Below are 26,328 nucleotides of genomic sequence, written 5' to 3' on the forward strand. Positions count from 1 at the left end.
CACCGCAGAAGCCAGATCAGACACAACGGCAACAGCCAAAGCAAAGGCAAACACGGGGCAGCGCCGGCCAGCTGCAAGTGAAGTCGAATGCACAACTTAAACCCAGTCAATTAATGTCTTGACTCAGGGGTCCACCACATTCTTCACCTTTAGGTAGTCTCGTTCGGCTTGAGTCAGCCCAATGTCATTTGTAGATTGGGCGGTTGCAGGATTCAGAGTCAATAGAAACCAGCCTGCAATCAGAGTGATGAAGAACCTTTTAACATAATATTTTTGGCTAGACTTTATGTACAAGACTTTTACTCTGAACCATCTTGCACGTATTTGTTTCTTATACATTTTATGTTTTGCCGTTAGCAAGAATATCAAAAAATCTCCATGTGGCTTATGCACCACGCTTGCATCTATAATTTCAACTTTTTGAAAACCAGATTTTTTTCAGCATCAACAATTGGCTCTCATTAAAAACCAAAATGGTAGACGCCGCTATCTTCTGTATGGAAACGTCCACCTTCCTTGTCAAGATCAGATATAACAATTATTCCGCCATTATTTTGCAGAGAATGGAATTTAACGAACATCGCACCAATACCTTTTACATGGTGCATTGTCATTGAAGATATAACCCCGTCAAATGTATCAGTGAAATCTGTAGATTCTAAGTCAATTTCCAGGATATCAATGTCCCAATCAAGACTGCCTCATTTTCTATCAAACTGATCATGCCCATCAAGCACTCCCTTTCCGATGGCGACGCCCACCAGGACAGCCAGCACCGTATTGGACAAGGATTTGAGTTGGTCGACGTGTCCGGCAGCGCTTACTGCAAGCAACAGTCACTGATCTATCATCAATTCGTTTACTGGCGCCGGAAGCTGGCTCCGACTGAAGACTGTTGTTTTGCGCAGTTAGGAGAATAGATCTTTCCCGGTTTTGTGAAAGGAAAAACCGGGACAGGTTTATTTTTAAACACTATTTCTGGTACAACTAAAGCCCAAATTACATCTATGAATCTGACCCGACTTCCGGTTTCCACGCTCCTGTTTCCGGGAATCCTCAATGCCTGACTGGCGGAGGTGGCATGAAGTCTCTCTCGAACACAGGGTTTGCGCTCTTTGGTGCAGCGCTGATCGCGATCAGCTACGGGCTCGCGCGCTTCGCCTTTGGTCTATTTGTACCCCCTATCCGGGCCGAGCTGGGTCTTACGCCTGAAGTAATCGGTATCATCGGCGCGCTGCCGCTTGTCAGTTTCCTTCTGGCGACGTTGGTGGCACCGCTCTCCGCCGATCGTCTCGGTGCCCGCAACACGGCCGTCCTGTCGTGTGGTTTCGGCGTCGTCGGTATGGCGCTTATCAGCCAGGCGTCTGGTGCTCTGTCGCTCGGAGTGGGCGTGTTCGCGTGCGGCATCTGCACAGGCCTTATGATGCCGGCGCTCACGGCCGCCATGCAGGCTATGGTGAGCCGCGCGGTGCACGGCCGTGTCAGTTCAGTCATGAATGCGGGCACCAGCATTGGCGTGGCCGTTGCCGTACCGGTGGTTCTTTTCCTGTCTGGCGCCTGGCGCTCCGCGTACCTGTACTTCGCCATTCTGGCGGGGATTGGCGTCATTGCCGCGTGGTACTTTATCCCTTCCGTGTCTCGGGTCATTCCCGCGAACGCTGCGTCGACAACTCCAATCAGCGCCCTGCAGTGGTGGCGTCTGTTCAGGCTTTCGCTGTTTGCATTCGTGATGGGCTTCGTTTCCTCTGCGTACTGGATCTTCGCACCCGATTTAATGGTCACCCTCGGCGGCCTACCGCCCTCTGCAACCGGGTGGCTGTGGCTAGCGGTTGGTATTGCCGGCATCGGAGGTGCCGTGGTGGCCGACCTGGCCGATCGCAACAACCCACCCATTACACACTCACTGATGCTGGTGATGTTATCCGCGAGCTTGGCACTGCTTGCTGCCAGCCCTGATCAGCTGGTACTCGCGGCATTCTCTGCGCTGGTCTTCGGTCTGGCCTATATGAGCCTGACGGGGCTCTATCTGATGACCGGCATTCGCCTGTTGCCGGGCCGATTGTCGATGGGGCCGGTACTGCCGTTCATGGCTGTCTCGCTCGGGCAGGCAACTGGCTCGCCCGTTGTCGGCATGCTGGTGAGCGAATTTGGCTACGCCAATGCATTTGCCACCTTTTCCGCGATCGGCATCCTGGTAGCAATGTTGTCGCCCCTGTACCCGCGCTACATTGACCATGAGCCCGAGGAGGAGCAGATTGAAGACCAAACCGGCCTGCAGGCGGCCTACAATTACCAGCTCCTGGACGAAGATGGAGAGCCTCTGGCACCCGTCGCGGATGAGGCCGAGAACCCTTAGCAGACCACAGCATTTTGCTAGAGTCATCAGGATTCGAATAACACTGGTTTTATGACTATTCCTGCAGTTTTTATCACTAATAATCCGCTGACAATACCGTAGATTGCTTTTAAAGGTGGGTGACGACTCAGTTTATTGGCATTTTTTGATCGGTCGTCTGACGCAACTCGTACATGCAGGCTCAATCGGTTAAGGAGTAAGTTATGAAGATTTGTGTTTCACCGCAGGCACTGGGCGCGCTGCTGATAACGATGCTTCTAGTCGGTTGCAGTGCCGTTGGCAACGGGAATCACAGCGCGGCCGCCGCACCAAACGCCCCGACACTCGAGCCGGTGCGCGGAGAAATGCGAACCGTCGCAATGCTGCAGATTCGCCCCGGCAACGTTGCCGTCAGTGCGGAAGGCCGTGTTTTTTCCACCATCCATCCGATGGACGGCGATCACGACGTCCAGCTTATTGAGGTGACCGGCCCCCACAGCTACCGTGCCTGGCCGTCCACCGGGGTTCAAACGCACAATGGTAACTACCAGGATGCCACGATCGACTCGCCGCTAGGCATCGCACTGGATGGCCAAGGTGGGCTCTGGATTACCGACACGGGCAAGCATCTGGGCAAAACCCGAATCTGGGGGTTTAATATCGCCTCCGGTGACTTGATCCGGAAAGTAACCCTGCCAGCAGATGTGGCGCCGAAAGGCAGTTTTATTCAGGATCTGGTGGTTGACCGGGACCGGGGCTTTGCCTATCTGGCGGATATCGCCAATCCCGGCCTACTGACGGTAAACCTGGCAAGTGGCGAAACCTGGCGCTTTCAGGGTCATGCATCGCTTCAACCGCAGGCCGATGCGCGCATGGTGATCAATGGCGAGGCCATACAGTTTGGCGGCGCATCAGCGAACGTCGGGGCCAATCCCATCACCCTGTCGGATGACCGCAGCACCGTCTACTTTGGCGCCATGAATGGTCTGGACTGGTTCAGCGTGCCAGCCAGACTGTTGCGCGAGCATGCCAGTGCCCAGCGAGTTGCGGATGCGATTGTCCGGGTTGGGCCCAAACCGGTGTCTGACGGTGCCGATACCGACGCTGCAGGCCGACACTTTTTCACCAACCTGAATCACAACGGCATTGATGTGCTGCCACCCGGAGGTAATTTGGAACCCCTGGTACGAGACGAGCGTCTCAGCTGGCCTGACAGTGTCCGCATGGGCCCGCAGGGCTGGCTCTACGTTGCGGTCAACCAGCTGCACAAAGCGCCACCGTTCACAGGTGGTAAAGATCAAGGCAAGCCGCCCTACTCTATCTACAAGGTCTGGATTGGAGAGATTGAGAAGTAATACTGAAATCCATCGTGGCAGCTCTTACTCTGGCAGGCCTGCCACGCCTGTATCGACCATCGTTTGTATGTCACCCCCGGAATAGCCACAGCCTGCCAGCAAAGCCACGGTGTCCTGACCGAGGGCCGGGGCGCCTTGCAAAGGTTGCGTTGGCGCGGCTGAAAATCGGGCCGGGGCGCGGGTCTGGCGAATATAGCCAGCCTGCGGGTGGTTGTACTCCACCAGTAAGTCATTGGCCTGAACCTGTGGATGGTTCAACACCTCCGTGCGGGTCAGTACCGGCGCGCAGGGCACCGACTCTTCTTCTAGTCTCGCCAGCCAATGCTCTGCCGAGTCTGACATGATAACGGACTGGATCAGATCAAGCCGAGCGTCGATGTTTTTCTGCCGTAGCTCTGCCGTCAAGAACCTCGGGTCCTCGGCCCATTCCGGCCGATTCACAGCACGGATCAGCGCCTGCCACTCGCGGTCATTCTGCACCGCGATGGTGACATAACCGGTGGTCGTCTCGTAGATCAGATCCTGAAAGCTGGCGGCGGCCTGCTGTGGCAATTCGCGTTGCACAAACGTTTGGCTGCCCATGTCAGAACTCCACAGAAACGCGATGATGGCGTCCAGCATGGACAGCCGGACATGTTGACCCTCACCGGTGCGCTCGCGGGCAAACAGGGCCGCGGTGATGGCCTGGGCAGCCGTTACGCCGGTGAGTTTGTCAGGCAGGATGGTTCTGACCAGTTGCGGACGCCGTTCGTCAGTGCCCGCCTGCACCGTGGCCAGACCAGACAGGGCCTGAATCAGCGGATCGTAAACCGGCCGCTGGGCGAAGGGACCGGTGTCACCAAACCCACTGATGGACACCATAATCAGGTTCGGAGCAACCTTGCGCAATTCGTCCTCGCCCAGGCCCATCCTGTCGATCACACCGGGGCGGAAATTCTGCACAAACACATCGGCGGTGGCCACCAGCTTTAACAGCGCTTCGCGACCCGCCGGCTCTTTCAGGTTGAGCGCCACCGACTTCTTGTTGCGGTTGTTATTGAGAAAAGACGCTGACACATTGCCCTGCCGATTGGCGGCAGACCGAGTGAAATCGCCGCCGGACGGATTCTCGACCTTGATCACCTCGGCGCCCTGGTCTGCCAGCATCATGGTAGCCAGAGGGCCAGACACCATGGCGGTCAGGTCAATAATTCGGATGCCGTTGAGTGGGCCAATCATGTGAGTGCTCCTGTCGTCAGCTCAATTTATACCCGGTTCGCCATAGCCCGCGTACCTTTGGAAGATGGTTTTATATTTGCCACCGCAATGGTACCAAATACATCGTGTGTCCGGATGACAGAGACGTAAAGTGGTGTAGTTGTAGCGTAGCGAAAACCGCGCCGATTTTAATCGTCCAAGTGAATTTGCTTTGTTAAATTTTAACTCGCCTTTCCCGCTTCTGTTGCTTCAGGAACCTCAACAAGACTTCCAGTTTTACAATCGTAAATATAACCATAAATAGGGATATCGCGAGGAACCATTGAATTACTTCTAATTCGCTCTACATCAGATAACACGCTTTTAGCTTGATCCGTAATAGTAAGCCACTCGATAAAATTACCGTCTGTCGTGCCACCACCAGCATTACTATCATGCCAGCCTGATGCGTCAACACTGGCTGTTTTTAGACTTCCAGACAACAAATCACCCATAATCTCATTATTGAATGTTTCCATTCCGCAATCTGTATGATGGATAACAAACCATTCTTTTGTACCAAGTAATTTGTAAGAAATTACTAATGAACGGATGGCATCATCACTTGCTCTGCCGCCTGCATTACGAATCACATGGGCATCGCCTTCGGCAAGACCTGCATATTTAGCGGGATCTAAGCGTGCATCCATACATGTCAGGATGGCAAACTGCCTGCCAGGAGGCATTGGCAAATTGCCTTTATCTCCAAAGCCAGCTACATAATTAGCATTTGCTGATGCTACTTCTTCTACTATTTTACTCATCTTCATTCCCCTTTGTGGTTCAGCTTATTTTATTGTGGTTTCCACTGCGGCGATTATGGAAACCTAACTCCTAAACATTTAATAGTCGTGCGCAGCATGACCATTAAATGTCTGTTGGACCAAGCATCCAGTGCCGCAGCTATCGAAAGGTGCATAAGAATAAAGTAATTTGAAGGCAAGGCCTGATCGGAAAATCTGGCGCCAGACGCGAATCAATGCCGGCGAATTTTGGTCTCATTAGATCCTTCACGAGGCGGCTCCTTGTTGTGATTCCCCTCAGATTACCTCTCAGATACCCGTTTTTCCAGTCTTGGGTCGCATAGACGCCCAGCTCACAAGGAACTGTCGGTTTCCACCCAACGGATCAAGGCGGGGAAGCTAGCCCTGTTCCAACTGGTGGGTGGCCATCCATCTTCAACTGACCGGGCGAGGGTCGGTAATAACGGGCCAGCGCGGTGACCACATAGAGATAAATTTGCTGGGTTCGGGGGGAGAAGCCATGTTGGCACATGGCCTGGATCATGGTTTGACGTAAGGGTGTCATGAAGGTACCTCCTCTTTTGAAAGCCCACTCGGGCTACTCAAAAGTATCCGTCAATCTACCGGATCTTGCGGAAAATTCCCGGGCCCACTCGCGACCGCGAAGCGGTTTGGTTCAACGCTGCGCTAAAGGGCGTATTCTGGCGTCGCTTTTCAGCGGATTGTTAAGTGGCATGATTTTTAGATCAATCACGCTCTTCGCAAAGCTGTATCTGTGCTCCAAAGGTTTTATCCATTTTTAAGTCTCTCACCCACCAATTAAGCAGACCCTTTCTGTCTAAACTACTCGTGGGTAAAATGCCTTCTTTTGTTAGTTCATCAATGGTGCCGTGGATATCGGAAACTTCGAGAGACATCAAAAAGAATCCTTCGCCATTTTCTTTCAAAAACCGCCCTGGTATAGAGTTAACCTCTGTTGGTTGAACCAATACGATCCATTGTTCGCCTACCTCCGTTCTGGCTGTTATAACACCTCGGCCTGGTAACTCATCCCTTATAAAGTCATTCCCGCCTAATATCGCTTTATATCGTAAAATAGCTGAATTTAGGTCTTTAACTATAAAGTTTATGTGATGAATCTTCCTAACGGTCATATTGAGTCCCATGTTGTACGTTCTACCATTGAACGCGAAGCTAATGTGCGCGGTTTACGGCGTTACGGTTGAGCGAGTTGTTAGCAGCTTCGGCCTGAAGACGTTCAACCAGCCCGACCTTGATAATTGACTGCCGCGTGACCTTCCTCAAGCTTTTTTCGAAATTTCTAGCTTTCATAGAGTTCTACCTTGCTCCGCCAGGGCCTGATCCTCCGCAACGCCGCGGGTTTTATTCGCCTTAGGTAGCGTGGCATAAAGAGATGCAATAACGATCAGTGACCCACCGAACCACCCCAGCGGTCCAATGTCTTCCCCTAGCCACCACACAGCAAAGATAGCGCCAAATGCTGGTTCCGACCCCATCAACAATGAAACTTTGGAGCGACCCTTGCCTGCTCTGTACTCCCTGATGAAGAATGGGAACAAGCAGAGGAAAGCTTTCCCTGATTTAGCCTTCACGTCAAACTGCTGGAGCGGACCACTCGAAACCTTCGTCTTAACGCTGCAGGTGAGCGAGTTTTCGCGCAATGCCGGATAACTCTAGACTCTGCACGCGATGTGCTGGACGTAGCGGATCGGATTTGTGGGGAGCCTCAAGGGCGGTTGAAAATCGGCGTACCCAAGGCTTATGGTTCCCAAGTATTGAAAACCATCATTCCGTCTTTCCTGAACACGTATTCCAGTGTCGAGATTCAGCTTCTGGTTACCGACAGAACAATGGATCCATTTTACGATGACGTAGATATTCTGGTGACAATCACCGATAAACCGATCGAGAGCTTAGTTGCCGTTTGTCTGGGCGAGGTACGTTCGGTGCTTTGCGCATCTGAACGTTACATTGCAAAAAGAGGACATCCTGTTCATCCGAGTGAACTGGCTGACCACGACGGCCTTTCACTGGGCGAGTCAGCCCTCGACAACGTCTGGTCTTTTGCCAAAGGGCGCGAGACAGCGAGCGTTACGACCTCTGGTCGCTATATTGCCAACCACACCGAAATTCGTAAAGACGCGGTTCTAAACGGATTCGGAGTGGGCCTGTTTCCCGACTTTTCGGTAACGGATGAAATTGAAACGGGGGTTATGATTCAAATACTGGCGGATTGGTCGATTGTTGGGAAATACCAAGGACAGGTAAATCTGCAGTACCCACAATCACGATATATCTCACCGTTGGTCAGAGCGTTTGTCAATTTCGCCAAGGGAAATTTAGGGGTCGGGGCAGTTCAGGTTTCGTAACAACGAAACAGGCTAGCGTAATAGTGGCCCGGCCAGGCGCTGTTTCTGTGCCCGGACAGCTTCCGTCAGAAAGTCCATCAAGGCATGAATCCTCACTACGCCTCGCAGGTCCGGGTGCATCAGAAACCACAAGCCGTATTCCAGCTCGGGGATGGGATTTGTGAGCTGGATAATGTCCGGGTCTTCGTCCGCCAGATAACAGGGCAAGACGGCCAGCCCCATGCCAGAGCGAATAGCACTGAGTATGCTGACCAGAGTATCAACACGGTAGACACAGGCTGCCTTCAGCTCGTTATTGTCCATCCACTGATCCAAGGCTGAATCCTTTAGTCTTGGCCCCGCACCGATCCAAGGCTGGCTGACAAGCGTCTCGACGGAAGCCCCCGGTGTCAGACCAAAGCTTCGGTGTGCGTAGACGGCCTGGCCAATGGTGGTCAGCGGTCGGCCGATCAGATTTTCAGGGGGACGGTTGGATGGGCGAATGGCGACGTCCGCTTCCCTGCGTGTCAGGTTGAACAACTCGTTGGAGATGGCAACATCCAGCACGATGCTTGGATATTTACGCCGGAATTGCGTGAACAGAGGCGCCAGCAATCCCATCAACAGGGAGTCCGTTGTGGTCGCCCAGATTTCTCCACTGGGCTGCAGGTCGCGACCGGCGACTTTACGTTCGGCTGCCAACGCGGCCTCATCCATAATTCTGGCCGTGTCGGCGAGTTCTTCCCCTGCAAGAGTTGGCCGGTAACCGGTACGACTCCTCTCAAAGAGCGTAACGCCCAAGCGCTGTTCAATATCTCCCAACCGCCGGAAAATAGTCGCGTGACTTACACCCAGGGCGCGTGAGGCGCCAGATAGAGAGCCTGCGTTTACGATTGCAAGGATGATCTCAAAGTCATTCCATGCCAGAAGACTCCGTGTTTTCTGGGTAACGGTAGAGGACTGTTTGCTCGGCTTCCCTGTTTTTTTTTGCAAAGTCTGTACTCATCTTTTTGGAATAGTTTGCATTTTAAAACAACAGTAGCATGTACCTGAACCCATGAGAAAACCAACGCTCCCGTTTCTAGGGGCGATGTTATGGAGATCAGAGGCATGATGATTTCAGAAGAGGTACTGTATTTTCAGAGTGGCGGCCCGGTTACTCACCGGGAAGACGGCGAAGTGGCAGACAGGAGTGTCGACGACTCACTTGAGGGAACTATCCCGCTCAGATACCGGGATGGGGTGGGAGGTATTGATCTTGAGCAGGTGAGGCGGGATCAGCTCCAGGCTCGGCGACAGGTCGTCCGGGCGATGATAAGACGCTTGAAAACGCTGCTGCGTCGGCGTTGAGAAGTCTTAGGCGCGAACGCGATAGAAAGCCGAATAGCCATTTCGGGACTAATACCAGCCCTGCCGTTCAGCACGGCGCTTAGAGTTTTTCGGCTTACCCCCAATGCTTCTGCGGCAACCGTTACAGACAGGCCAAGGGGTTCCAGACAAAGCTCTCGCAAGACTTCACCCGGGTAGGGTGGGTTGTGCATCAACATCGGCGGTACCTCAGTGGTAATCTTCGTAATTCACTATCTCGGCATCTCCGTCCTCAGACCGGAACGTCACTCGCCAGTTACCACTGACCGTCACTGACCAAATTCCGGTGCAATTCCCGAGAGCTCGTGCAGTCGAAGGCCTGGTAAGTCCATATCATTGACGTCTGACGCTGCATTTAGCCTACCGAGAATAAGCCGAAGCCTCTTTGCATGAGCGGCCTGAATCCCTGCCGGTGCTGCCAGACTTGAAGAATTTAGCCAAGCCCTTGTGTTTGAAGCTTCGAATCATTCCTTGAATGTACCCTGCAACGTATCGGGTATCAAAACCACATAACGAGGCTGTAGAAAAACCCTTCTCAGAGCCTAATCCGCAGCCACTCTGTTGTTTTTTTAAACCCTGCGATCAACTGCTGCAAGTTTGATCATTTGCTGGCAACACTACAGCATTATTGATATCCGGCGCTGAACACTCTACACATGGCCGTCTGTGACCTATATCTGGCCATATCCTAGCCCCGGTTTCATGCTGCTAACTGCCCATAATTCGCCAGCTTCTCAATATTATGCACCAGGCAATACAACTGCCACTGACCCTGCACTTTTTTCTTAGTTCGCAGGCTGATGCGATTCAGACGTTTGTTACTGCCAATGTTGCCGAACACGGGCTCAACCACGGACATGCGATGACCGTAAATCGCTTTGCCTTGTTGGCTATCGACTCGGTGTTTCATCCAGTCGGTATACGTCGGGCCGCGCCTGAGTTCCAGAGTGTAAGAGACCTGTCTTCCTTTGCCTTTACGATGATCTGCTGAGCTGGGGTTTTGCATACATTGATGCTTTCGCGGGCAGTGGCGGCACTGCAATAATCGCCCTTGGAAGTGGGCTCTGGGTACGCCATTTTGGTCGGTTCGGGTGCCTTCGTGGCGCAGGGATTCTCCGGCGGGACAGATGCACGTCATCGTAACCGGGTCGAACTGGAATTCACTGGCCGGAATCACGTGTCTCCAACCGCTCTTCGATGGGGTTTGCGGGCGCTTACCATACTTTTCTTTCTGCTCGGCGAACTTGGGATCACGGCTGCGGAAGCGATTGTCCGGGATGTAACCGTTGATCTGGTGTTCATGCAGATACTGCATGTTCGCTTCGTTAGCGAAGCCGGTGTCAGCGGTCACGATCGCGCCGGTTTGATAGATGTTGTCGGCAATGCCGAGCTTTTTATAACGACGCTGAACCGTCTCCAACACCGGCTTTAACGTGTGATGTTCCTGGCCTTCACCGAAGGCTTGTGCATTGATGATGACCTGGTGTTTCTTGTCCACCGTCGCCACGCCGTTATAGCCCTGGATCGTGCCTTTGCTGGTGGTCATCTTGCCGCTTTCGTTATCGGTGATGTTGCTTTTCACTTCCTTGAGTCGTTTACCCTGGCCCAGCCTTGGGCTGTTCGTCTTCAGGAAACGGTCCACTTTTTTCATCGACTCATCCAGAGAGAGCACGGTTTTCGCCCTTCGAATATCTCGATCCAGTTCCGCTTCCGTCTCCGCCTCATCCCGTTCGTGATGCTCATGCAGGTGGTGGCGAATCAGTCGCTTCAGCTTGGCCCGCTTTTCGCTCAGCTCTTTAAAGGTGCCAGACCATTCCTTCGCCGCGTCTGATGACATTTTGCAGCCATCTATGGCGAACAGTTCGTTGCCCAAAAGACCCTGCTCATGACACACCAACAGTATTTGCTCGAACAGTTCTTCAATCTCATCGGCGTGCTGGCTGACGAACTTAGCCAGGGTGGTGAAGTGCGGCACGGTATCGCAGGACAGCGCTTTAAAGAGGATGTTGGTCTCGCAGCACCACTGGATCTCGCGGCTGGAGGTGATGCCTTTGGAGTAAGCAAACAGAATGATCTTCAACAGAATGGCAGGATCGTAGGCCAGTCGGCCGGTGTCGTCGTTGCGATATTTCGGGTGAAACACCGTCAGATCCAGCTTGTGTTCGATCAGGTAGTGAACCGCGTGCTCGAAGGTGCCGGACTGGAGTTATTCTGGTAGTTGATGACCACCATGGAATCTTGATCGTAGTTGTAGTGCTTGAAACGAGGCATACCGACGGCTCCCTGTCTGTTTTCTCAATACTACCAAAATCGGTCCGACTTGGGGTTTTTCTACAGCCTCAACGCCGCCATTTGCGGAAACTGAAAGTTGTCCGCAACATGGCCTTACTACATGCCTGCCGCGACCAATGGTTCGATATGGTGACTCGGACGATTTGCTGACAGCTCATGTATGGACTGAAGATTGAGCCAAAATTCAGGTGTTGTACGTAGTGCCTCAGAAAGAAGCCATGCTGTTTCTGGCGTAACACCGCGCTTGCCACGAACAATTTCGTTGACACGCTGCACTGGAATACCGACATGGGTAGCGAGCGCTTTTTGCGTTAGCTCCAGAGGTTCCAGAAATTCTTTGAGCAAAATGACCCCTGGATGTGTTGCGATTCTATTGCTAGGAATCATGTGGTACCTCCAAAGTGTTAATGATAGTCCACGACTTGGACATCAGTTGCGCTATTCTCGGTCCAGCGAAAAATAATGCGCCACTGGGCGTTAATACGAATGCTATAGAATCCCTTGAGTTCACCCCGTAATGGCTCGAGCCTGTTGCCCGGAGGGGAACGAAGGTCATCAAGCGCCTGCGCAGCATTCAGAACATCGAGCTTGTATAGCGAGAGTTCATGTATCTGGCCTGGGAGCTTTCTGGCATAGCGGCTAGATATACCGTTAAAGAGGTCAGAGGTACCTCGGTCGCCGAACGATGTGATCATATACCGAGATTAACGGATTCACGGTATTCATGCAACGCCTAAAAGGGGCATGTAACGCTTTGCGCCTGACCCCGACAGGGGCGCACTGGCGCAACTTGTTAAGTGGCCTCTAGCTGACATTTGGAAACCAAATACCACGTTCAGTGCATACGCCCATGTTTGGAATAACGTGGTCTCGATCGAGGGTTTGCACGTCGATGTTCTCTATATAGTCATTCAGCACAGGTTTTAGGCTCATGATATAGCTGTTTGAATGAATTAGCTCCAGGGCCTCATCACTCGACACGGCCGTAACACCTATTCCGCGGCACTCTACCGCAGTGAACCAATATCGAATCAAGTGTGGACTTCTCATGGCCTCTTAACGCCTAGCACAACGGCGTAGTAATGTTGGCGACTTTGCTGCGTGTTTTTGCGGCAAAGGTGCCAATATTACGGAGTCCGTTGGTGCTACTTGTTAGCATTTTTTTGATGTGCCACATACTCATCCAGTAACTCACGAATCATTTTTTGATACTGCATGTGGTTAGTTTTGGCGGCCTGCTTAAAATATGCAACACTCTCGGAACTTAATGAAATAGTTACTTTAGTATTTTCACTTTTTAATTTCAGCTCTTCAGGTGAAGGTAAGAAGTCAGCAACAAGTCTTACTTCACCAATTGGCTCATCAGTGTATTGAATTTGCTTGTTCATATAATTTTCTCCCTTTTCTCCAGTAACCAGCACCAATAATTCTGATCTGGTTATTTCGATAAGTAAAACGAACAGTTAAGATGCCTGAATTTTCTTGATTTAAACCAAAACAAAAATAACGTTTTTCATCTTGGCTATGTACAACATCTTCGGCAATAACACGTCGATCATCTTTGAATGCATGTTGAGCATCGTAAAACGATACGCCATGCTTTTCTTGATTTTCGAGGTTTTTCGCCTCATCCCACTCAAAGTTTGATTTATTCATAGGGAAATTATAACGGTAGTATGGGCATATAGCCATACTCGGTTTGTATTTTTATGCTAACACCTAAGCATTTAATGGTCGTGCGCAGCATGACCTTTAAATGTCTGTTGGACTAAGCCGCCAACGCCGCCGCTATCGAACGATGCTTAAGGATAAAGTAATTTGAAGGCCGGACCGAAACGGTACATCTGGGGCCCTGTACGAAGCAATGTCGGCGGGTTTTGGTCTCATTCGATCCTTCATGAGGCGGTTCCTTGTTGTGATTTCCCTCAGATTACCTCTCAGATACCCCTTTTTCCAGCGTTGGCCCGCAGAAATGCCCAGTTCCTTTAGAACGGCTGTTTTCCAAGCACCGAACCAGGCGGAGATGGGTTAGCCCGTTGGGATCACCGCTGGTCTAAATCGTGGAATCTGGCGAATCATGCGAACCACACCGCTGTCACAGAGTAGGCACGGCCAGCATCGCTGAGACGCCGGGCTCTCCAGTGTCGCTTCTGGTTTGGGTGGCTGCGATAAGCAGTGCCGGATAACCGCCAGTTTGCGGCGTCGAGTGCAGTTGCTCAGGTAGCCAAAATGGCGAATTCGCATAAAGCCCTTCGGCAGGATATGCATCAGGAACCGCCGCACGAACTCCTGGCCATCCAGCCATTGGGTCTTCAATCGGGAATGATCCCGATAGTCCTTATAGCGGAAGGCGATACGGTCATCCTCCATCGTCAACAAACGCCCATTACTGATGGCGATTCGGTGAGTGTAGCGAGCCAGATAATCCACCACGCTCTCGGCCTGGTTCAGGCAGTGTCGGGTGTAAACCACCCACTCGTGTTGCATCAGGCCGTCGAGCACACCATCAATCTCACCGTTGCGGGTCACCCGGTGCAGTTCGCCTGCGTTCACCGCCGCCCTCAGCAACGACACCATGCGCCCTCGAAAACGCCGGGATAAGGCCCGTACCGGGAACAGATAGTGGCTTTTGGCTTTGCGCCAATCACCGGTGCCGGTCAACACTCCGCCGGGGATCAGGCAATGCACGTGCACATGTCGGCTCAGGTTCTGTCCCCAGGTGTGGAGCACCGCTGTCATACCCAGTTCGCCGCCGAGATGCCGGGTGTTGCGCCCAAACTGGTTAAGCGTGTCCCAGACTGCGGCGAACAGACAGCGATAGATCACGTCGGGATGGAGCTGAACCCAGCCGTTCAAGGTGTGAGGTAGCGTAAACACCAGATGGAAGTAAGGCACCGGCAGTAACAGGGAGCGCTGACGTGCGCTCCATTGTTCAGTGGCATGGCCCTGGCATTGCGGACAATGGCGATCCCGGCAACCGTAATAACAGACGGAGCGGGCCTGGCAATGATCACAACGCATGTCCATACCGCCCATGCGGGCGGTTCGGCAGTCCGTTAGGCGGGCGCAGACTTTACGACGGTGACTGTCCAGTGTCTGACCCGGGAGAAATCGCGCCAATAGGCTTTGAACGCTCAGTGTGCCCGCCATCACGCACCTCCGAGACTTGCGATCAGGTCTGCGGGACCCCCGTTTTGGGGTGTGACACCTGGCAACCAGTGCAGATACCGTTGAGTGCTGCGCAAATCGCTGTGCCCCAAGAGCCGTTGCAGCTCATGAATGGGCAACCCCCGCTCCAGCTGGTGCGTGGCGTAGGCATGGCGCAAGGCGTGAATGCCACCGCATTTTTCAATGCCACTGGTGGTCTTGGCGGTGTGGTAGACCTTCTGAGGCGTGGTGATATGAAGGTGTCTGTCCGGCAGTAAATCGCTGGAAAATAACCAGAGCATGGGATGGCGAATCTGCCAATAGCGACGGAGCGCCTGGAGTACTCCGGGAGCCAGGGGCACCATCCGGTCTTTGGCGCCCTTGCCTTGTTCAATCCGCAGCAGATGGCGTTCACCATCAATGTCTTTCACTTTCAACGCGACCGCTTCGCTGACGCGCAAACCGCATCCATAGGTGACGGATAACAGGGCTTGATGCTTGGGGTTAAGAACAGCGGCCAGAAGGCGCGTGACTTCCTGGCGTGTCAGTAATTCTGGAATGCGCTGAGGTCGCTTGGGCAGCACCAACGTTACATCGAAGTGCGCCCAATGCAGCACCTTCAGATACAGAAACCGAATGCCATGGAGGTAAACACGGCAGCTGGCCGGTGACAGGGAACGCTCCTGCACCAGATAGTTGAAAAAGACGTGTAAGTCTTCCACCTTCAACTGATCGGGCGAGCGCCGATAATAACGGGCCAGCGCGGTGACTACATAGAGATAGCTGTGCTGGGTGCGGGGGGAAAAGCCATGTTGGCACATGGCCTGGATCATGGTCTGACGTAGCGGTGTCATGACAGTCACTCCTCTTCTGAATAGCCCACTCGGGCTACTCAAAAGTATCCGTCAAGACACCCAATCTCGCAGGAAATGATCGGGCGTAGTCGCTACCGCGAAGCGGTTTAGTTCAACAGTGATTAGACCGCGTTCCGCGATATTGCAGAAAAGGGCGCTCCACATAACTCCGCATTTTCCTTTTCTCCCGAAGTCTCAAATTCTCACATTACCAAGAGCTTAGCTCATTCCAGCCACTGTCGCCAAGTAATCGCTTGACCTCTCGTTTTTGCTCGTACAATAAGGCTGTATGTAGTTACAGCTTTGAAAAGTGCAAACTATTATGGACGCCAGGCAACCGCGACCGCAGGCTCAGTGCTGGAAGGTTTTTCGTGCAAAACTGTGGTGTGTGGCGGAGTAGTTTTCTAATCAAGATCATTACGTATCGAGAAAACAGCTTTGCGGAGGGAAAATGCGCATCAATCTGTCTATATTACGTCTACATGAGAAAATCGAAGGAGATACGAAGAGTCGAAAAGACTCGTAAGTTATTGATTCTAATGGTGCTCCGAACCGGAATCGAACCGGTACGACCGTGAGGTCGAGAGATTTTAAGTCCTTTTGTTTGAGTTTGAATAATCCCTGTTCACTATTAAGAGCTTTGAACTTTCAAGTAGTTAGGCCATAATAGTCCCTCGTGTGTATGAGTAACTTTGAATTAAAGTGATGCACCAGTGATGCACCAGCGAGATACGGGGACGCCATGACCGATACCAAAAAGCCAGCCAAGCAAACGCTAAACAAGACCAATCTAAACCGGATGGAGGCGACAGACGGAAAGCGCCTTATTGTTTGGGACACCGCAATACAGGGCTATGGCGTTCGTGTTATGCCGAACGGTAGCAAAACCCTATTCTTTCAAGCCCGCTTTAAAGGTGAAGTTATCCGCGTCACCATTGGCCGATTTTCAGGCGAAGCCGCCAGCGCAGAAGCAGGCCGCAAGCGGGCCAAAGGGATCAACGCAGAACTGGCTAATGGTATAGACCCCCGCCCCGAAAAAAAGGCCGCAGAGGCCGCCACGTTTGGCGACATGATGACGGGTTATGTGGATCTGCTGGAATCCAAAGGCAAGAAATCCGCGCGCAACGTGTCTAATCAGATCACCGCAGACATTGAAAAAAAGCAGCGGGCAATCTGGAGCAAGCGGGCTGCTGATGTAGACCTAGACGATTGTATAAAGATCGTTGCCGCTGTTAAGGATGCGGGAAAGCTACGCCAAGCCGACAAGATCCGCTCTTATATTCGTTCAGCCTTTACCGAAGCAATCAAGGCGCGTGGCAATGTGAACGCCCCGGCGAAGTTGCGGAATATGAACATCAAGATGAATCCCGCCCGCGATATGGTAAAGGTGGAAGGATCGAGCCAGGCTAGAACGCGCGCCCTTTCCGTTTCGGAATTTCAGGCGTACTGGGCAAGAGTAAAGGCCCAACCGGAACCCGCCCGCTCCCTTGGTATGCTGCACGTTCTAACCGGCGGCCAGCGTATTGTTCAGCTATCCCGCGCCACCCTGCACGACATAGACCGCGACACCCAAACCTTGACCCTGCTGGACTACAAAGGCCGCAGAACCGAACCCCGCCGCCATTCAATCCCATTGCTACCTGACGCGCTGCAATGTATCGAAAACGTAACCGGCGCAGGTGAATTTGTGTTTAGTTGTGATGGCGGGCTGAAGCCTGCCCACGAGCTTTATCTAAACGATCTGGTGAAGCGTATCCAGAAGGATATGGAAGCCGCCAAAGAGCTTGAAGGTGGAGCGTTCACCGCTGGCACTATCCGAGCAACCATTGAAACCCGGCTGGCAGCCAAACCTTACCGCGTGAGTTCTGACGTTCTGGCGCAATTACTTAGCCACGGCTTAGGTGGCGTTCAGGCCAGGCACTACCAACACCACGGATTTCACGAGGAAAAACTAGAAGCACTCGAAATGCTGCAACGCATGGTAGAAGGCCAGCCGGAGCCAACGGCGCAAGTTATACCGTTTAGAAGGGAGGCCAGCGCGTGAGGATGCCGGAAGAAACAGAGAAATGGATCAAAGAATGCACCGATTATCTGAAAGGAAAGATGGCGCGTGACCAGGAGTTCGAGCGTCGTTTACCGGGAGAGTGTGAAGCGTTACCGCTCAGAACCGAAACTAAGATCCGATTAGAAGATGCCCTGAAAAAAGCCAAGGCGTTACGGGATTCTCTTTATCCGCTCGTTATGCAAGCCCGCGACATTCCCTTTCTTGGAATGGAAAAAAGAATCAACGACGCTTGGCGAGGGGCAACAGATGCAGCCGTGGCATGCACCTTGGCACTAACTGACTCAATACCAGAACCCGGAAACCGGGCGCTGCAATATCAGTATCACCGGAGTGCCGTTAAGTTAGCTGCCAGCTTTTTTTCAGAGCCGAGCCGCAAAGAAACATTGGCAATCGCAAGGAAGATTATTGAACGATCCGGGTTGAGTGATGATTATTCAGAGCGTTCGGAGCAAGAATGGTGGAGTTCAGTCAGGGACGACCTTTATAAAACTGGCAAATAGCACCCCCGGTTTTTCAATACCTATCTGCTAATAGTCAAAGCACTTAAAAATTCATTCTGACCTCACGTTCAAACACCTGTGAGGTTAGATCATGCGAAGCACCACTTCTTTACAAACTACGCAATACAGCGCCGGCACCCTGCCCCCGGAAGCATCCGTAAACATGCCCCGGTTATGGGATCAGAAAGTTCTGGCCGCCTACCTTGGAAAGTCTACAGCATGGTGCGAACGCGCCCGCTGGGCCGGTGATGGCCCCCGCTTTGTAAAGCTGGGCCGCCACGTTCGGTACAAGGCTGAGGATGTTCTGGCATGGATAGACGAAAACGCCCGCACCTGTTCAGGTATGGAGGGCGCATCATGAGCTTTAACACCCTAACGCCAAAGGCCCGCCAGTATTACCTGCAAGACCGAATCACCAAAACAATGGATATAGCCGCCGCGTCTATCGCCGTTGGTGAAACCATCGAAAGCATGATAAACGCCCGCGCCGAAGCTGGCACCGAGAATCTGGACGTTATCAACAATGATGGCTTAATTGGTGGCCTGGCTGCTGCCCTGCGGATACTCAACGAGAATCAGCTCGAAACATTGGGGGATCTGAATGAAATGGTAGCGGGGTACTGGCCATGAGGAAGGCGGCCCCCGCCAGCGTGGAACTGGCAGAGGGCGCAAATCAAATACAGCATGTGGATTATAGCACTGCCCCGCACCCCTACCTAGAACGCAAGGGTATAGACCTGGCTGAACTGCAAGCCGCTTGCCATTGCCTCGTAGAAATCCGCCAGATCAGGTTAGGTACCTTTTCTGGCCCCGCCTTGTTCCGTCAATTGCCGGATGTTGATGGGATCGCCCACGGCTATGAGCGGATTTTATCGGAGCGAATCAGCATCGACGCAGATTCAAAACCAAATGATAAATTCACGACTAAAGGCGGAAAGGTAGCTGGAACATTCACACCAATTGGTTTTGATGTTTCCACACTAAAGAGCATGGATGGCCGCCTTATCGTCTGCGCCGGCCTGGCCGATGGCTACCGCCTACATGAAGCGACCCAACTGCCTGTTGCGTGTGGCGTAGGCGAGGCAAACATACCCGGCAACATTGATGCAATCAGCAAAGTGAACCCAAATCTGAAAATGATTGCCGCAGTGGATAACGATAAGGCTGGCAAGTTGGCTGGCGCAAAATCTGGCTGTTCCTGGACTTGTCCGCAGTCTGCAAAGGATTGGAGTGATGTTTATCAGGAGTCTGGCACTGATGCCGTTCTGGCTGAATATCAGGAGGGTATGACCGCGCCGGCAAAGCCGCAACCGGAGTCAAAAGAAGAAGCCGACGAAGAAAAGCAGGCGCAATCAGACAAGATTGTCTCGTTTGTCCAAACCTTCAACGAGCTGTTCCACGATGACAACGATACTGCTTATGCCCGGCACATGGACACCGGAGAAGTTAGACCGCTGGCGGGCAAGGCATTCCGGCACTGGCTAACTGCTGCCTTCTACGAGCAAAACGAAAAGGCTGTCAGGGATCAGTCGTTACGTGAGGCCCGGATGACGCTTGAGGGTATCGCCATGCAAGACCATCGCCCGGTGTATATCCGTGTGGCCAGCATTGGCGGTAATCATTATCTGGATCTGGCAGAGCCGGGGCAAAGCGCCACCATCTGCCTGATGCCCGGTAAATGGTCGATTCAAGATGCGCCGGTTATGTTCAGCCGGTCTGACAGCTCCCAGGCATTGCCGCGCCCTGTTCCTGGTGGCGATATTAGTCAACTGTGGAAGATTGCCAACGTGATGCCGAGCCAACAGATTCTGATTGTTGCCTGGCTGGTGGAATGCCTACGAACAGATACGCCCTTTCCGATTCTGGAAATGTTTGGCGAGCAAGGGTGTGCAAAATCCACCACACAAACAGCTTTCCGAAGGCTTATTGATCCGAATGCCGCCGACTTGAGAGCCGCACCCAAGTCTGCCGAGGATCTGTACGTTACCGGCGGCACAAACCACTTTATTAGTCTTGAGAACATAAGCCACCTGCCGGCACCGATTCAGGATGCTCTATGTGTCATTGCTACCGGAGGAGGATTCGCCAAGCGCAAGCTATACAGCGACAGTGAAGAAATCGTTATCACCCTGAAACGCCCAGCGATTCTTAACGGCATTGTGGCTGCAATCACTCAACAGGACGCGGTATCACGAGCAATCAGTATAGAGCTGCCGGTTATTACCAACGCCAGCCCGAAGAACAAGTTAGATGCTGAATATGAAAAGAACCGGGCCAGCATTATCGGCGGATTGTTGGACATTGCAGCAAAGGCGCTGGAATACCTGCCGGAGATGAGCTTGCCGGCGGATCAGCGGCCTCGCCTGGTGGAGTTCGCATATCTTGGAATGGCCGTTGCCAAGGCCATGGGCCAACCGGTTGATGTCTTTCTTGAGCAATTCAACGCAGCCCGCCAGGACGGACTCGAGCGAACCCTCGACGCCAGCCCCGTAGCAAGTGCAATCAGGGATTGGGCAGAAACAAACCCGGACCGGATAGAAGAGCAATCAGCAAAACACTGGCTGAATGTATTGGAAGACTACAAGCCTCGAGGCTGTGATTCATGGCCCAGATCCCCAAAAGGTTTAGGTGATGCAATGCGACGTGCGGCACCCGCACTCCGACAGCTTGGTATTGAGTGCAAATGCCTCGGGAAGATTGGCTCGACGGTCAAATGGTGCATTGGTCAAAAAAAGTCTTCGATTCAAAGTCGTCAATGTCTTGAAGTCGTGCACGAATCAGAAAATCAGCACGACTTGACGACTTCCACGACTTCAGATCAGAGAGTTTTTTTAGGTGAAGGCCAGAACCCTGAGAAAAGGAGGGTTTTTTAATGGGCGCTATCGACTACCTGCACCAACATGGCCTCAACGCAGAAAGCCTATCTGATAGGCAGATTGCTGTCTGGCCTGAGATCTCAATCACTCCTGAAATCGAAAGCTGGATCATTCAGCACAAACAGGAATTGATTGCAGAGTTACAACAGGACAGCAATCGGCAAAACCCTGATGTGATGGTGGCAGAGATCGCCGCCATTATTCAGGCCGACCCCGACCAGTTACGCACCCTGCTGAGTGCTGACGACCTGGACGACATAGCGCAAGGCTACAACAGCCGAACTTATATGCTCGACTACTTTCGTCTGATGCGGGCTGATGGAAAGTTGCCGGTATATGCCGCAGATGGAGAGTGCGACAGATTCGCCAATCAGGAGCAAACGTCATGAACCTGACCCCGATTGATGCAACGCTGAATTTTATGGAATGCCTGGAACAAAAAAAGGAGATCCCGGAGGATGTTAAAAACTGGCTTCTGGCTGGCCTGCAACGCTACCGCGCCGGTTATGAGAAAACCCTGGATGATGCCCTTGGTTTGTCCGTTGGCCCTGGCCAGGCACACGACAGGCTCCCTGCGGTATGGCGTCGGGGGGAGCGCAACCGGCTAATCAGGCAAGCCGCCGCCAACTTGGCCGCCGATTACCCGAAGGTACTCACAGCTAAGCTGATTGCTTTCGCCATGAATACGGCGATACCAGCCCTGCACACGCTCAAGAAATGGGAAACGGTTGTCATTCTGGCAAAGCTGCGCAATATCTGTATGAACCAGGTGGGTGATTCTAACTTGGCTTTAGGCTGGAAAAGAACGCTCGAAATCATAAACGGCGACGGCTGTTTATAGCCTGATTATTCCGACAAAACCCGCAGTATTTCAGACACATACCCAATATTTTAATATGGTTCCAGTCATCACAGGAGCCAGATCCATGACGCAAAAAATTAAAGCCCTATTAGCCCAAAACGAAATCTATATTTATGGCCCGATTGGTGAAGGCAACGTCTCTGCTAAAGCCTTTGTTGACGCCCTCAAGACCCTGGACACCGCCCAAACCGTGAATGTTCGCATTAACAGCGAAGGTGGCGACGTTAGCCACGCGATTGCGATTTACAACGCCCTGAACGAACTGCCAGACGTGATGATTCACATTGATGGCCTGGCCGCGAGTTCTGCCTCGTTTGTGGCAATGGCCGGCAATAAAACCCTAATGGCAGGCAACGCAATCCTAATGATTCACCGCCCCTGGACAGGTGCCGTAGGTGATTCTGACGCCATGCGCCAAACCGGCGAAATCCTGGACAAGTTCCAGCCCATTCTGGTGAGCGCCTACGCCAAAAAGACCGGCCTCAGTGACGACAAGCTAAACGAAATGCTGGCCGCCGAAACCTGGCTCACCGCTGCCGAAGCCCTGGAACTGGGGTTTGTTGATGAAGTCATCGAAGCAATGGCCGTTGCCGCTTCTGCCGATCTATCAGCGTTCGATCAGGTGCCGGAGCGGATCGCCCAGATCCACAACCACGCCCGCGCCAACTTCCAACAAATTCAGGACATCGTTGATTTGTTCAAAGGCGAACGCGTCATCGAAAACGTCACCGCCCAAAGCCTGATGGCGAACGGCAAAACCACACCCGAAGCCGTGCGCGCCCACCTAATGCACGAATTGGGCAAGCACCACAAACCAACCTCTGGAGTATTCGCAATGGATCAGAACGAGCACCTTAAAAACTTTATGAGCGACGCCTCAGACGCCATTCTGATGCGAAACAACATAGCCGTGAAGAACGTATCAGCCGGAGCGCGGGAACTAGCCGGAATGAACCTGGTGGCAATGGCTGAAAAGCACCTGAACCTGACGGGCAAATCAACCAGCCTGATGAGCAAGCGCCAAATTTTAGACACCGCTTTCGCTGCCACGCATTCAACCAGCGATTTCGGAAAACTGCTAGGCAACACCGCCGGCAAGTCACTGCGCCAAGCCTACGAAGAAGAATATGGCTCACATGAGATCTGGACTGGCGAAGTTGAAGTGCCCGACTTCAAAGACCAAAGCCTGGTTCAACTGAGCGAAGCGCCCGACCTGGACAAAATCGCCGAAGGTGCCGAATACAAATACGGCACGTTCTCAGATGGCGGCACGACCTTCCGAATTGAGAAATACGGCAAGCTGTTCTCGCTGACCTATGAAGCCATGATTAACGATGATTTGCAGGCGTTCACTCGCTTGCCGCAGGCTTTCGGCAAATCGGCCAAGCGCAAAGAGTCGGATCTGGTTTATCAGGTATTGACCGGCAACCCGACGCTGAACGATGGCGTGGCCCTGTTTCATGCAGACCACGGCAACTTGGTAACAGGCGTAACCGGCCTAACGGTTGAATCACTGGCAGAACCCCGCTCACTGATGCGTAAGCAGAAGGGCTTAAACAGCGCCGCGCCGATTAACATCACGCCCCGCTACCTGATTGTGCCGGCGGCAATGGAAACCCGCGCCGAACAACTCCTGGCGTCAATCGTTGACCCCGCACTGAACAACGACACCGTGAACCCGGCATTTATTCGCGGCCTGACTCTGGTTGTCGATAGCCGCCTGGATGAAGTGAGCGAAACAGATTGCTACCTGGCAGCCAACCCCGCCCAGGTGGACACCATCACGCGCTGCTACCTGGCCGGAACCCCGCGCCCCTATTACGAAATGCGCGAAGGTTGGGAAGTGGACGGAATGCAGGTTAAAGCCCGTATGGAGTTCGCCGCTGTTCCGGTGGACTACCGCGGCCTGGTGAAGCTGCAAAGCGCGTAATCAAATGCGGCTGCAAAGCCGTCAATGAGCCTTACCGGCTTTCCTCCCGGTAGGGTTAGCGGCTCTGGTACATGGCCCTGACAATGTACCCACGACAGCACCCAGGCTGTAGCCCCTCGGCATGGGTGGCTGGTGAAGGTAGGGACACCCGACAAAAAAACCCTACAGCCCGGAGCGTACCAGCGCGGGCAGATGTTGGCAGACCATCCGCAAAAAACTGTCACCTACCCACCCCCAGGGGGGATCTATGAAGCCGAACGAACTCAAAGCCCGATACACCAACCACCCGCTGGGATGGGCGCTTCAGCAACTTGAGCAGGCACCCGCAAGCGAAACCGGGCAGGCGTCATTTGTAATGGCCCTGACGATTTCAGAGTTGCTGTGCTGGCAAGGCGAGCTAACCGAAGCCGAGCGCGATTGTTTCCACAAAGAAGCAACGACGCTTGCCGTGCGAGATCAGGTGAAGCATTAAAAAAAGGTACTCCCGGACGGGGTGGCCATGACGGGTGCGTGGAAGCTCGAGTTCTCGCTACTTACGAAAATTTCAAAAGGCGGTTGTACTATGATTGACGAACCAAAACCCCATTGGCTGAACCAACAACAGATGGCAAAGAGCCTTAACCTGACTGTTTCCGCGTTCGCACGATGGGAAGTTGAGCCGGTGGCAAGAATCGGCAAACAGGTTTTTTACGATGCGTATTCAGTATTGGAAAATCGGCTGAGTAAAGCAGGCCCGGCCGGCAGCAATGGCGACATCGAAGCGGAGCGCCTGCGGCTGACCAGCGCCCAGGCAGAAGGCCAGGAGCTAAAGAACGAACTATCGAAAGGAAAGATCGCGCCCATTGAAATTATCACGCTGTCACTGTCTACCGTGGCCGGAGCCGCCGCCGGCATCCTGGACAGCCTACCGCTCAACATCAAACGCCAATACCCAGAACTGAGCGCCCAAATGATTGAAGCTATCAAGCGGCAATGCGTGAAGGCTCAGAACGAAATCAGCCGGCTGGATTCGGTTGTCGTCGATAAGCTGGAAGACTACCTGAACGAGCTGGAAGCATAGCCGGTGTGTCGTTTCTGGAAACGCTGCCCATCGCACACGCGCCCGTGAGCGTTCTGTTTTCACTGTCGCTTGTAGACAGTGAGCTGCCCATCGCACACGCGCCCGTGAGCACTCCCGAAAGTTTGGGAGCCTTGCCATTACCTGCAAACCCGCCTGTGAGTATTCCACCGATGGGGGAGAACCGGCAACGCCCTAAACTCTGGACACAGCAAAACGGCCACGTATGGCCAATATGGGCCAAGGGCAAGAAATCAAAGCAGAGTTCAGATCTAAAGAAGTGCCAGTACCCTCCTGGCAGTACCACCACTAGGCAGGTGGCGCGACCGCTAGGCAAATCCATGCGAGCGGTTTAAAAAATGGTGCCCGGAGCCGGAATCGAACCGGCACGACCAATGGTCTCAAGATTTTAAGTCTTGTGTGTCTACCAATTCCACCATCCGGGCATTTATTTCTACACGATGCACCAGCGATGCACCGCACTCAAAACCTACCAGTAACCACTTGATAAACTTAGACTTTTAATCAACCAAAAATAGATTTTAAGTCTCTTGTGTCTACCTATTCCACCATCGGAGCATTTCGAGGGGATGTTTTTGAGCGGGGAATTGTATAAGGCCGCGTTCGCTAACGCAATTCGGATTGGCTTCTAATTTAAAAGATCTGTTCTGAATGCACCGCAACACCCCGGTAAATGTAGCCGGCAATGCGCGGCGCATTTTCCAGATAGAAGGTGTCTAGCTCAACGATATCAAAGTCTGCGCTGCGGATCAGTTCGGCAATGGGTCGGTTCAGGTGGCAGCCGCCGCCGATGCGCTTCCAGGCCGGCGTTATTCGGTGTTGCCAGCGCTGAACCTTGGCATCCGGTGATTCGCCGTGCTCCAGAAACAGCAGTTTGCCATCGGCTCGCAATACTCTTTTCATTTGGATCAGTGCTTTTTCCCAGCCGGCGATGCTGCACAGTGTAAAGGTGAGCACCACTGTGTCTATGCTGGCGTCTGCAAGCGGAATTTCCTCGCCCGGCAAATCCAGCCACTCTAGGGGCACTGGTGATCGGTTGGCATTTTCGATGGCTTTGTGACGCATGCCGGCCGACGGCTCCAAGCCGTATACCCGCGTAACCTCGCTGGGCTGGTAAAGCGCGAGGTTGATGCCTGAACCCATTCCCACTTCCAGCACAATACCTTTTGCCCTGGGTACCAGGCTCTGGCGCAACGCCATCAGGTCGTCACTGGCGCACACTTTGGCAATCAGGTGCGGCAGTATTTTTTCTTGGTAGAATCCCATTCGTGACACGCCCGTAAGTTATTAATTTTTTTGGCTAAGCTATAGTCTCAGC

The 26,328-nt window shown here is 52.9% G+C and carries 28 protein-coding genes, 1 tRNA gene and 2 pseudogenes; 15 read left to right on the top strand and 16 right to left on the bottom strand.

What is annotated here, in order from left to right; genetic code table 11:
* Positions 1-461: 461 nt before the first annotated feature.
* On the bottom strand, positions 462-683 hold the full coding sequence (locus MELB17_RS26550) for a methyltransferase domain-containing protein (protein WP_413540299.1): 222 nt from the start codon (positions 681-683) through the stop codon (positions 462-464).
* Positions 684-722: 39 nt separating this feature from the next.
* Here MELB17_RS26550 and tnpA point away from each other — a divergent pair, with 39 nt between their 5' ends.
* The 3 genes from tnpA (at position 723) to MELB17_RS18610 (ending at position 3,690) form a co-directional block, all read left to right on the top strand.
* On the top strand, positions 723-920 hold the full coding sequence (gene tnpA / locus MELB17_RS26555; RefSeq protein ID WP_007351877.1) for an IS66 family insertion sequence element accessory protein TnpA: 198 nt from the start codon (positions 723-725) through the stop codon (positions 918-920).
* Between the two features lie 161 nt (positions 921-1,081).
* On the top strand, positions 1,082-2,356 hold the full coding sequence (locus tag MELB17_RS18605; protein ID WP_007351878.1) for an MFS transporter: 1,275 nt from the start codon (positions 1,082-1,084) through the stop codon (positions 2,354-2,356).
* A 203-nt stretch (positions 2,357-2,559) separates the two neighbouring features.
* Positions 2,560-3,690, top strand: a complete 1,131-nt coding sequence (locus MELB17_RS18610; RefSeq protein WP_007351879.1) for an L-dopachrome tautomerase-related protein — start codon at positions 2,560-2,562, stop codon at positions 3,688-3,690.
* A 24-nt stretch (positions 3,691-3,714) separates the two neighbouring features.
* Here MELB17_RS18610 and MELB17_RS18615 read toward each other — a convergent pair whose 3' ends face one another.
* From MELB17_RS18615 to MELB17_RS18625, 3 genes are all read right to left on the bottom strand, one after another.
* Positions 3,715-4,908 (bottom strand): CaiB/BaiF CoA transferase family protein, encoded by a 1,194-nt coding sequence (locus MELB17_RS18615; RefSeq protein ID WP_007351880.1) that lies wholly within the window; start codon positions 4,906-4,908, stop codon positions 3,715-3,717.
* Between the two features lie 200 nt (positions 4,909-5,108).
* Positions 5,109-5,690: a beta-class carbonic anhydrase gene (locus tag MELB17_RS18620; protein WP_007351881.1), complete on the bottom strand. Its 582-nt coding sequence runs from the start codon at positions 5,688-5,690 to the stop codon at positions 5,109-5,111.
* A 725-nt stretch (positions 5,691-6,415) separates the two neighbouring features.
* On the bottom strand, positions 6,416-6,835 hold the full coding sequence (locus tag MELB17_RS18625; RefSeq protein WP_007351882.1) for a VOC family protein: 420 nt from the start codon (positions 6,833-6,835) through the stop codon (positions 6,416-6,418).
* A gap of 546 nt (positions 6,836-7,381) precedes the next feature.
* Between MELB17_RS18625 and MELB17_RS18635 the strand changes: the two genes are divergently transcribed.
* Complete coding sequence (locus tag MELB17_RS18635; RefSeq protein WP_050774962.1) at positions 7,382-8,059, top strand: substrate binding domain-containing protein; 678 nt, start codon at positions 7,382-7,384, stop codon at positions 8,057-8,059.
* 12 nt (positions 8,060-8,071) lie between these two features.
* Here the strand turns inward: MELB17_RS18635 and MELB17_RS18640 are convergent, their stop codons facing one another.
* Positions 8,072-9,031 (bottom strand): LysR family transcriptional regulator, encoded by a 960-nt coding sequence (locus tag MELB17_RS18640; protein WP_050774963.1) that lies wholly within the window; start codon positions 9,029-9,031, stop codon positions 8,072-8,074.
* Positions 9,032-9,148: 117 nt separating this feature from the next.
* Here MELB17_RS18640 and MELB17_RS25165 point away from each other — a divergent pair, with 117 nt between their 5' ends.
* Positions 9,149-9,388, top strand: coding sequence for a hypothetical protein (locus MELB17_RS25165; RefSeq protein WP_036185521.1), 240 nt, complete (start codon positions 9,149-9,151; stop codon positions 9,386-9,388).
* On the opposite strand, the gene MELB17_RS24020 is transcribed toward MELB17_RS25165, so the two are convergent.
* The 9 genes and pseudogenes from MELB17_RS24020 to MELB17_RS18670 all read right to left on the bottom strand — a co-directional run bounded on the left by MELB17_RS24020 (position 9,316) and on the right by MELB17_RS18670 (position 15,699).
* Positions 9,316-9,585 carry a HigA family addiction module antitoxin gene (locus MELB17_RS24020; protein ID WP_007351888.1) on the bottom strand — a complete coding sequence of 90 codons (270 nt, stop codon included), beginning with the start codon at positions 9,583-9,585 and terminating at the stop codon, positions 9,316-9,318. The genes MELB17_RS25165 and MELB17_RS24020 overlap by 73 nt on opposite strands.
* Before the next feature lie 10 nt (positions 9,586-9,595).
* A pseudogene (locus MELB17_RS24025) lies at positions 9,596-9,874 on the bottom strand (type II toxin-antitoxin system RelE/ParE family toxin).
* Between the two features lie 232 nt (positions 9,875-10,106).
* A pseudogene (locus MELB17_RS18650) lies at positions 10,107-11,677 on the bottom strand (transposase).
* A 117-nt stretch (positions 11,678-11,794) separates the two neighbouring features.
* On the bottom strand, positions 11,795-12,085 hold the full coding sequence (locus tag MELB17_RS24030; RefSeq protein WP_083796434.1) for a HigA family addiction module antitoxin: 291 nt from the start codon (positions 12,083-12,085) through the stop codon (positions 11,795-11,797).
* A 17-nt stretch (positions 12,086-12,102) separates the two neighbouring features.
* Complete coding sequence (locus tag MELB17_RS18655) at positions 12,103-12,393, bottom strand: type II toxin-antitoxin system RelE/ParE family toxin (protein ID WP_007351891.1); 291 nt, start codon at positions 12,391-12,393, stop codon at positions 12,103-12,105.
* Between the two features lie 450 nt (positions 12,394-12,843).
* Positions 12,844-13,086: a BrnA antitoxin family protein gene (locus MELB17_RS18660; RefSeq protein ID WP_007348099.1), complete on the bottom strand. Its 243-nt coding sequence runs from the start codon at positions 13,084-13,086 to the stop codon at positions 12,844-12,846.
* The gene (locus MELB17_RS24035; protein WP_007348098.1) at positions 13,061-13,354 is read right to left on the bottom strand and encodes a BrnT family toxin; all 294 of its coding nucleotides are present in this window, start codon (positions 13,352-13,354) and stop codon (positions 13,061-13,063) included. The genes MELB17_RS18660 and MELB17_RS24035 overlap by 26 nt, the downstream gene beginning before the upstream one ends.
* 372 nt (positions 13,355-13,726) lie before the next feature.
* A complete protein-coding gene (locus MELB17_RS18665) occupies positions 13,727-14,848 on the bottom strand; it encodes an IS91 family transposase (protein WP_007351893.1) in 1,122 nt (373 codons plus the stop codon).
* Positions 14,848-15,699, bottom strand: coding sequence for a tyrosine-type recombinase/integrase (locus MELB17_RS18670; protein WP_007351894.1), 852 nt, complete (start codon positions 15,697-15,699; stop codon positions 14,848-14,850). The genes MELB17_RS18665 and MELB17_RS18670 overlap by 1 nt, the downstream gene beginning before the upstream one ends.
* 742 nt (positions 15,700-16,441) lie before the next feature.
* On the opposite strand from MELB17_RS18670, the gene MELB17_RS18675 reads away from it, so the two are divergent.
* The 10 genes from MELB17_RS18675 to MELB17_RS18720 all read left to right on the top strand — a co-directional run bounded on the left by MELB17_RS18675 (position 16,442) and on the right by MELB17_RS18720 (position 24,992).
* Positions 16,442-17,743: a tyrosine-type recombinase/integrase gene (locus MELB17_RS18675; RefSeq protein WP_007351895.1), complete on the top strand. Its 1,302-nt coding sequence runs from the start codon at positions 16,442-16,444 to the stop codon at positions 17,741-17,743.
* A 2-nt stretch (positions 17,744-17,745) separates the two neighbouring features.
* Positions 17,746-18,264 carry a hypothetical protein gene (locus MELB17_RS18680; protein WP_036185523.1) on the top strand — a complete coding sequence of 173 codons (519 nt, stop codon included), beginning with the start codon at positions 17,746-17,748 and terminating at the stop codon, positions 18,262-18,264.
* Between the two features lie 91 nt (positions 18,265-18,355).
* Positions 18,356-18,625, top strand: coding sequence for a helix-turn-helix transcriptional regulator (locus tag MELB17_RS18685; RefSeq protein WP_198136521.1), 270 nt, complete (start codon positions 18,356-18,358; stop codon positions 18,623-18,625).
* The gene (locus MELB17_RS18690) at positions 18,622-18,894 is read left to right on the top strand and encodes a hypothetical protein (RefSeq protein WP_007351898.1); all 273 of its coding nucleotides are present in this window, start codon (positions 18,622-18,624) and stop codon (positions 18,892-18,894) included. The genes MELB17_RS18685 and MELB17_RS18690 overlap by 4 nt, the downstream gene beginning before the upstream one ends.
* Positions 18,891-21,137, top strand: a complete 2,247-nt coding sequence (locus tag MELB17_RS18695) for a hypothetical protein (protein ID WP_007351899.1) — start codon at positions 18,891-18,893, stop codon at positions 21,135-21,137. The genes MELB17_RS18690 and MELB17_RS18695 overlap by 4 nt, the downstream gene beginning before the upstream one ends.
* Positions 21,137-21,529 (top strand): hypothetical protein, encoded by a 393-nt coding sequence (locus MELB17_RS18700; protein ID WP_007351900.1) that lies wholly within the window; start codon positions 21,137-21,139, stop codon positions 21,527-21,529. Before MELB17_RS18695 ends, MELB17_RS18700 begins: the two co-directional genes overlap by 1 nt.
* Positions 21,526-21,981 (top strand): hypothetical protein, encoded by a 456-nt coding sequence (locus MELB17_RS18705; RefSeq protein WP_007351901.1) that lies wholly within the window; start codon positions 21,526-21,528, stop codon positions 21,979-21,981. Before MELB17_RS18700 ends, MELB17_RS18705 begins: the two co-directional genes overlap by 4 nt.
* 85 nt (positions 21,982-22,066) lie before the next feature.
* Positions 22,067-23,932 (top strand): head maturation protease, ClpP-related, encoded by a 1,866-nt coding sequence (locus tag MELB17_RS23360; protein ID WP_007351902.1) that lies wholly within the window; start codon positions 22,067-22,069, stop codon positions 23,930-23,932.
* A gap of 247 nt (positions 23,933-24,179) precedes the next feature.
* Positions 24,180-24,404: a hypothetical protein gene (locus MELB17_RS18715; RefSeq protein ID WP_007351903.1), complete on the top strand. Its 225-nt coding sequence runs from the start codon at positions 24,180-24,182 to the stop codon at positions 24,402-24,404.
* 90 nt (positions 24,405-24,494) lie between these two features.
* Positions 24,495-24,992, top strand: a complete 498-nt coding sequence (locus MELB17_RS18720; RefSeq protein WP_007351904.1) for a terminase small subunit — start codon at positions 24,495-24,497, stop codon at positions 24,990-24,992.
* 357 nt (positions 24,993-25,349) lie between these two features.
* Here the strand turns inward: MELB17_RS18720 and MELB17_RS18725 are convergent.
* Positions 25,350-25,435 (bottom strand) — tRNA-Leu (locus MELB17_RS18725).
* Between the two features lie 208 nt (positions 25,436-25,643).
* Complete coding sequence (locus MELB17_RS18730; RefSeq protein WP_007351905.1) at positions 25,644-26,276, bottom strand: class I SAM-dependent methyltransferase; 633 nt, start codon at positions 26,274-26,276, stop codon at positions 25,644-25,646.
* Between the last annotated feature and the right edge of the window lie 52 nt (positions 26,277-26,328).

The sequence above is a fragment of the Marinobacter sp. ELB17 genome (assembly GCF_000169375.1).
Lineage (GTDB): Bacteria > Pseudomonadota > Gammaproteobacteria > Pseudomonadales > Oleiphilaceae > Marinobacter.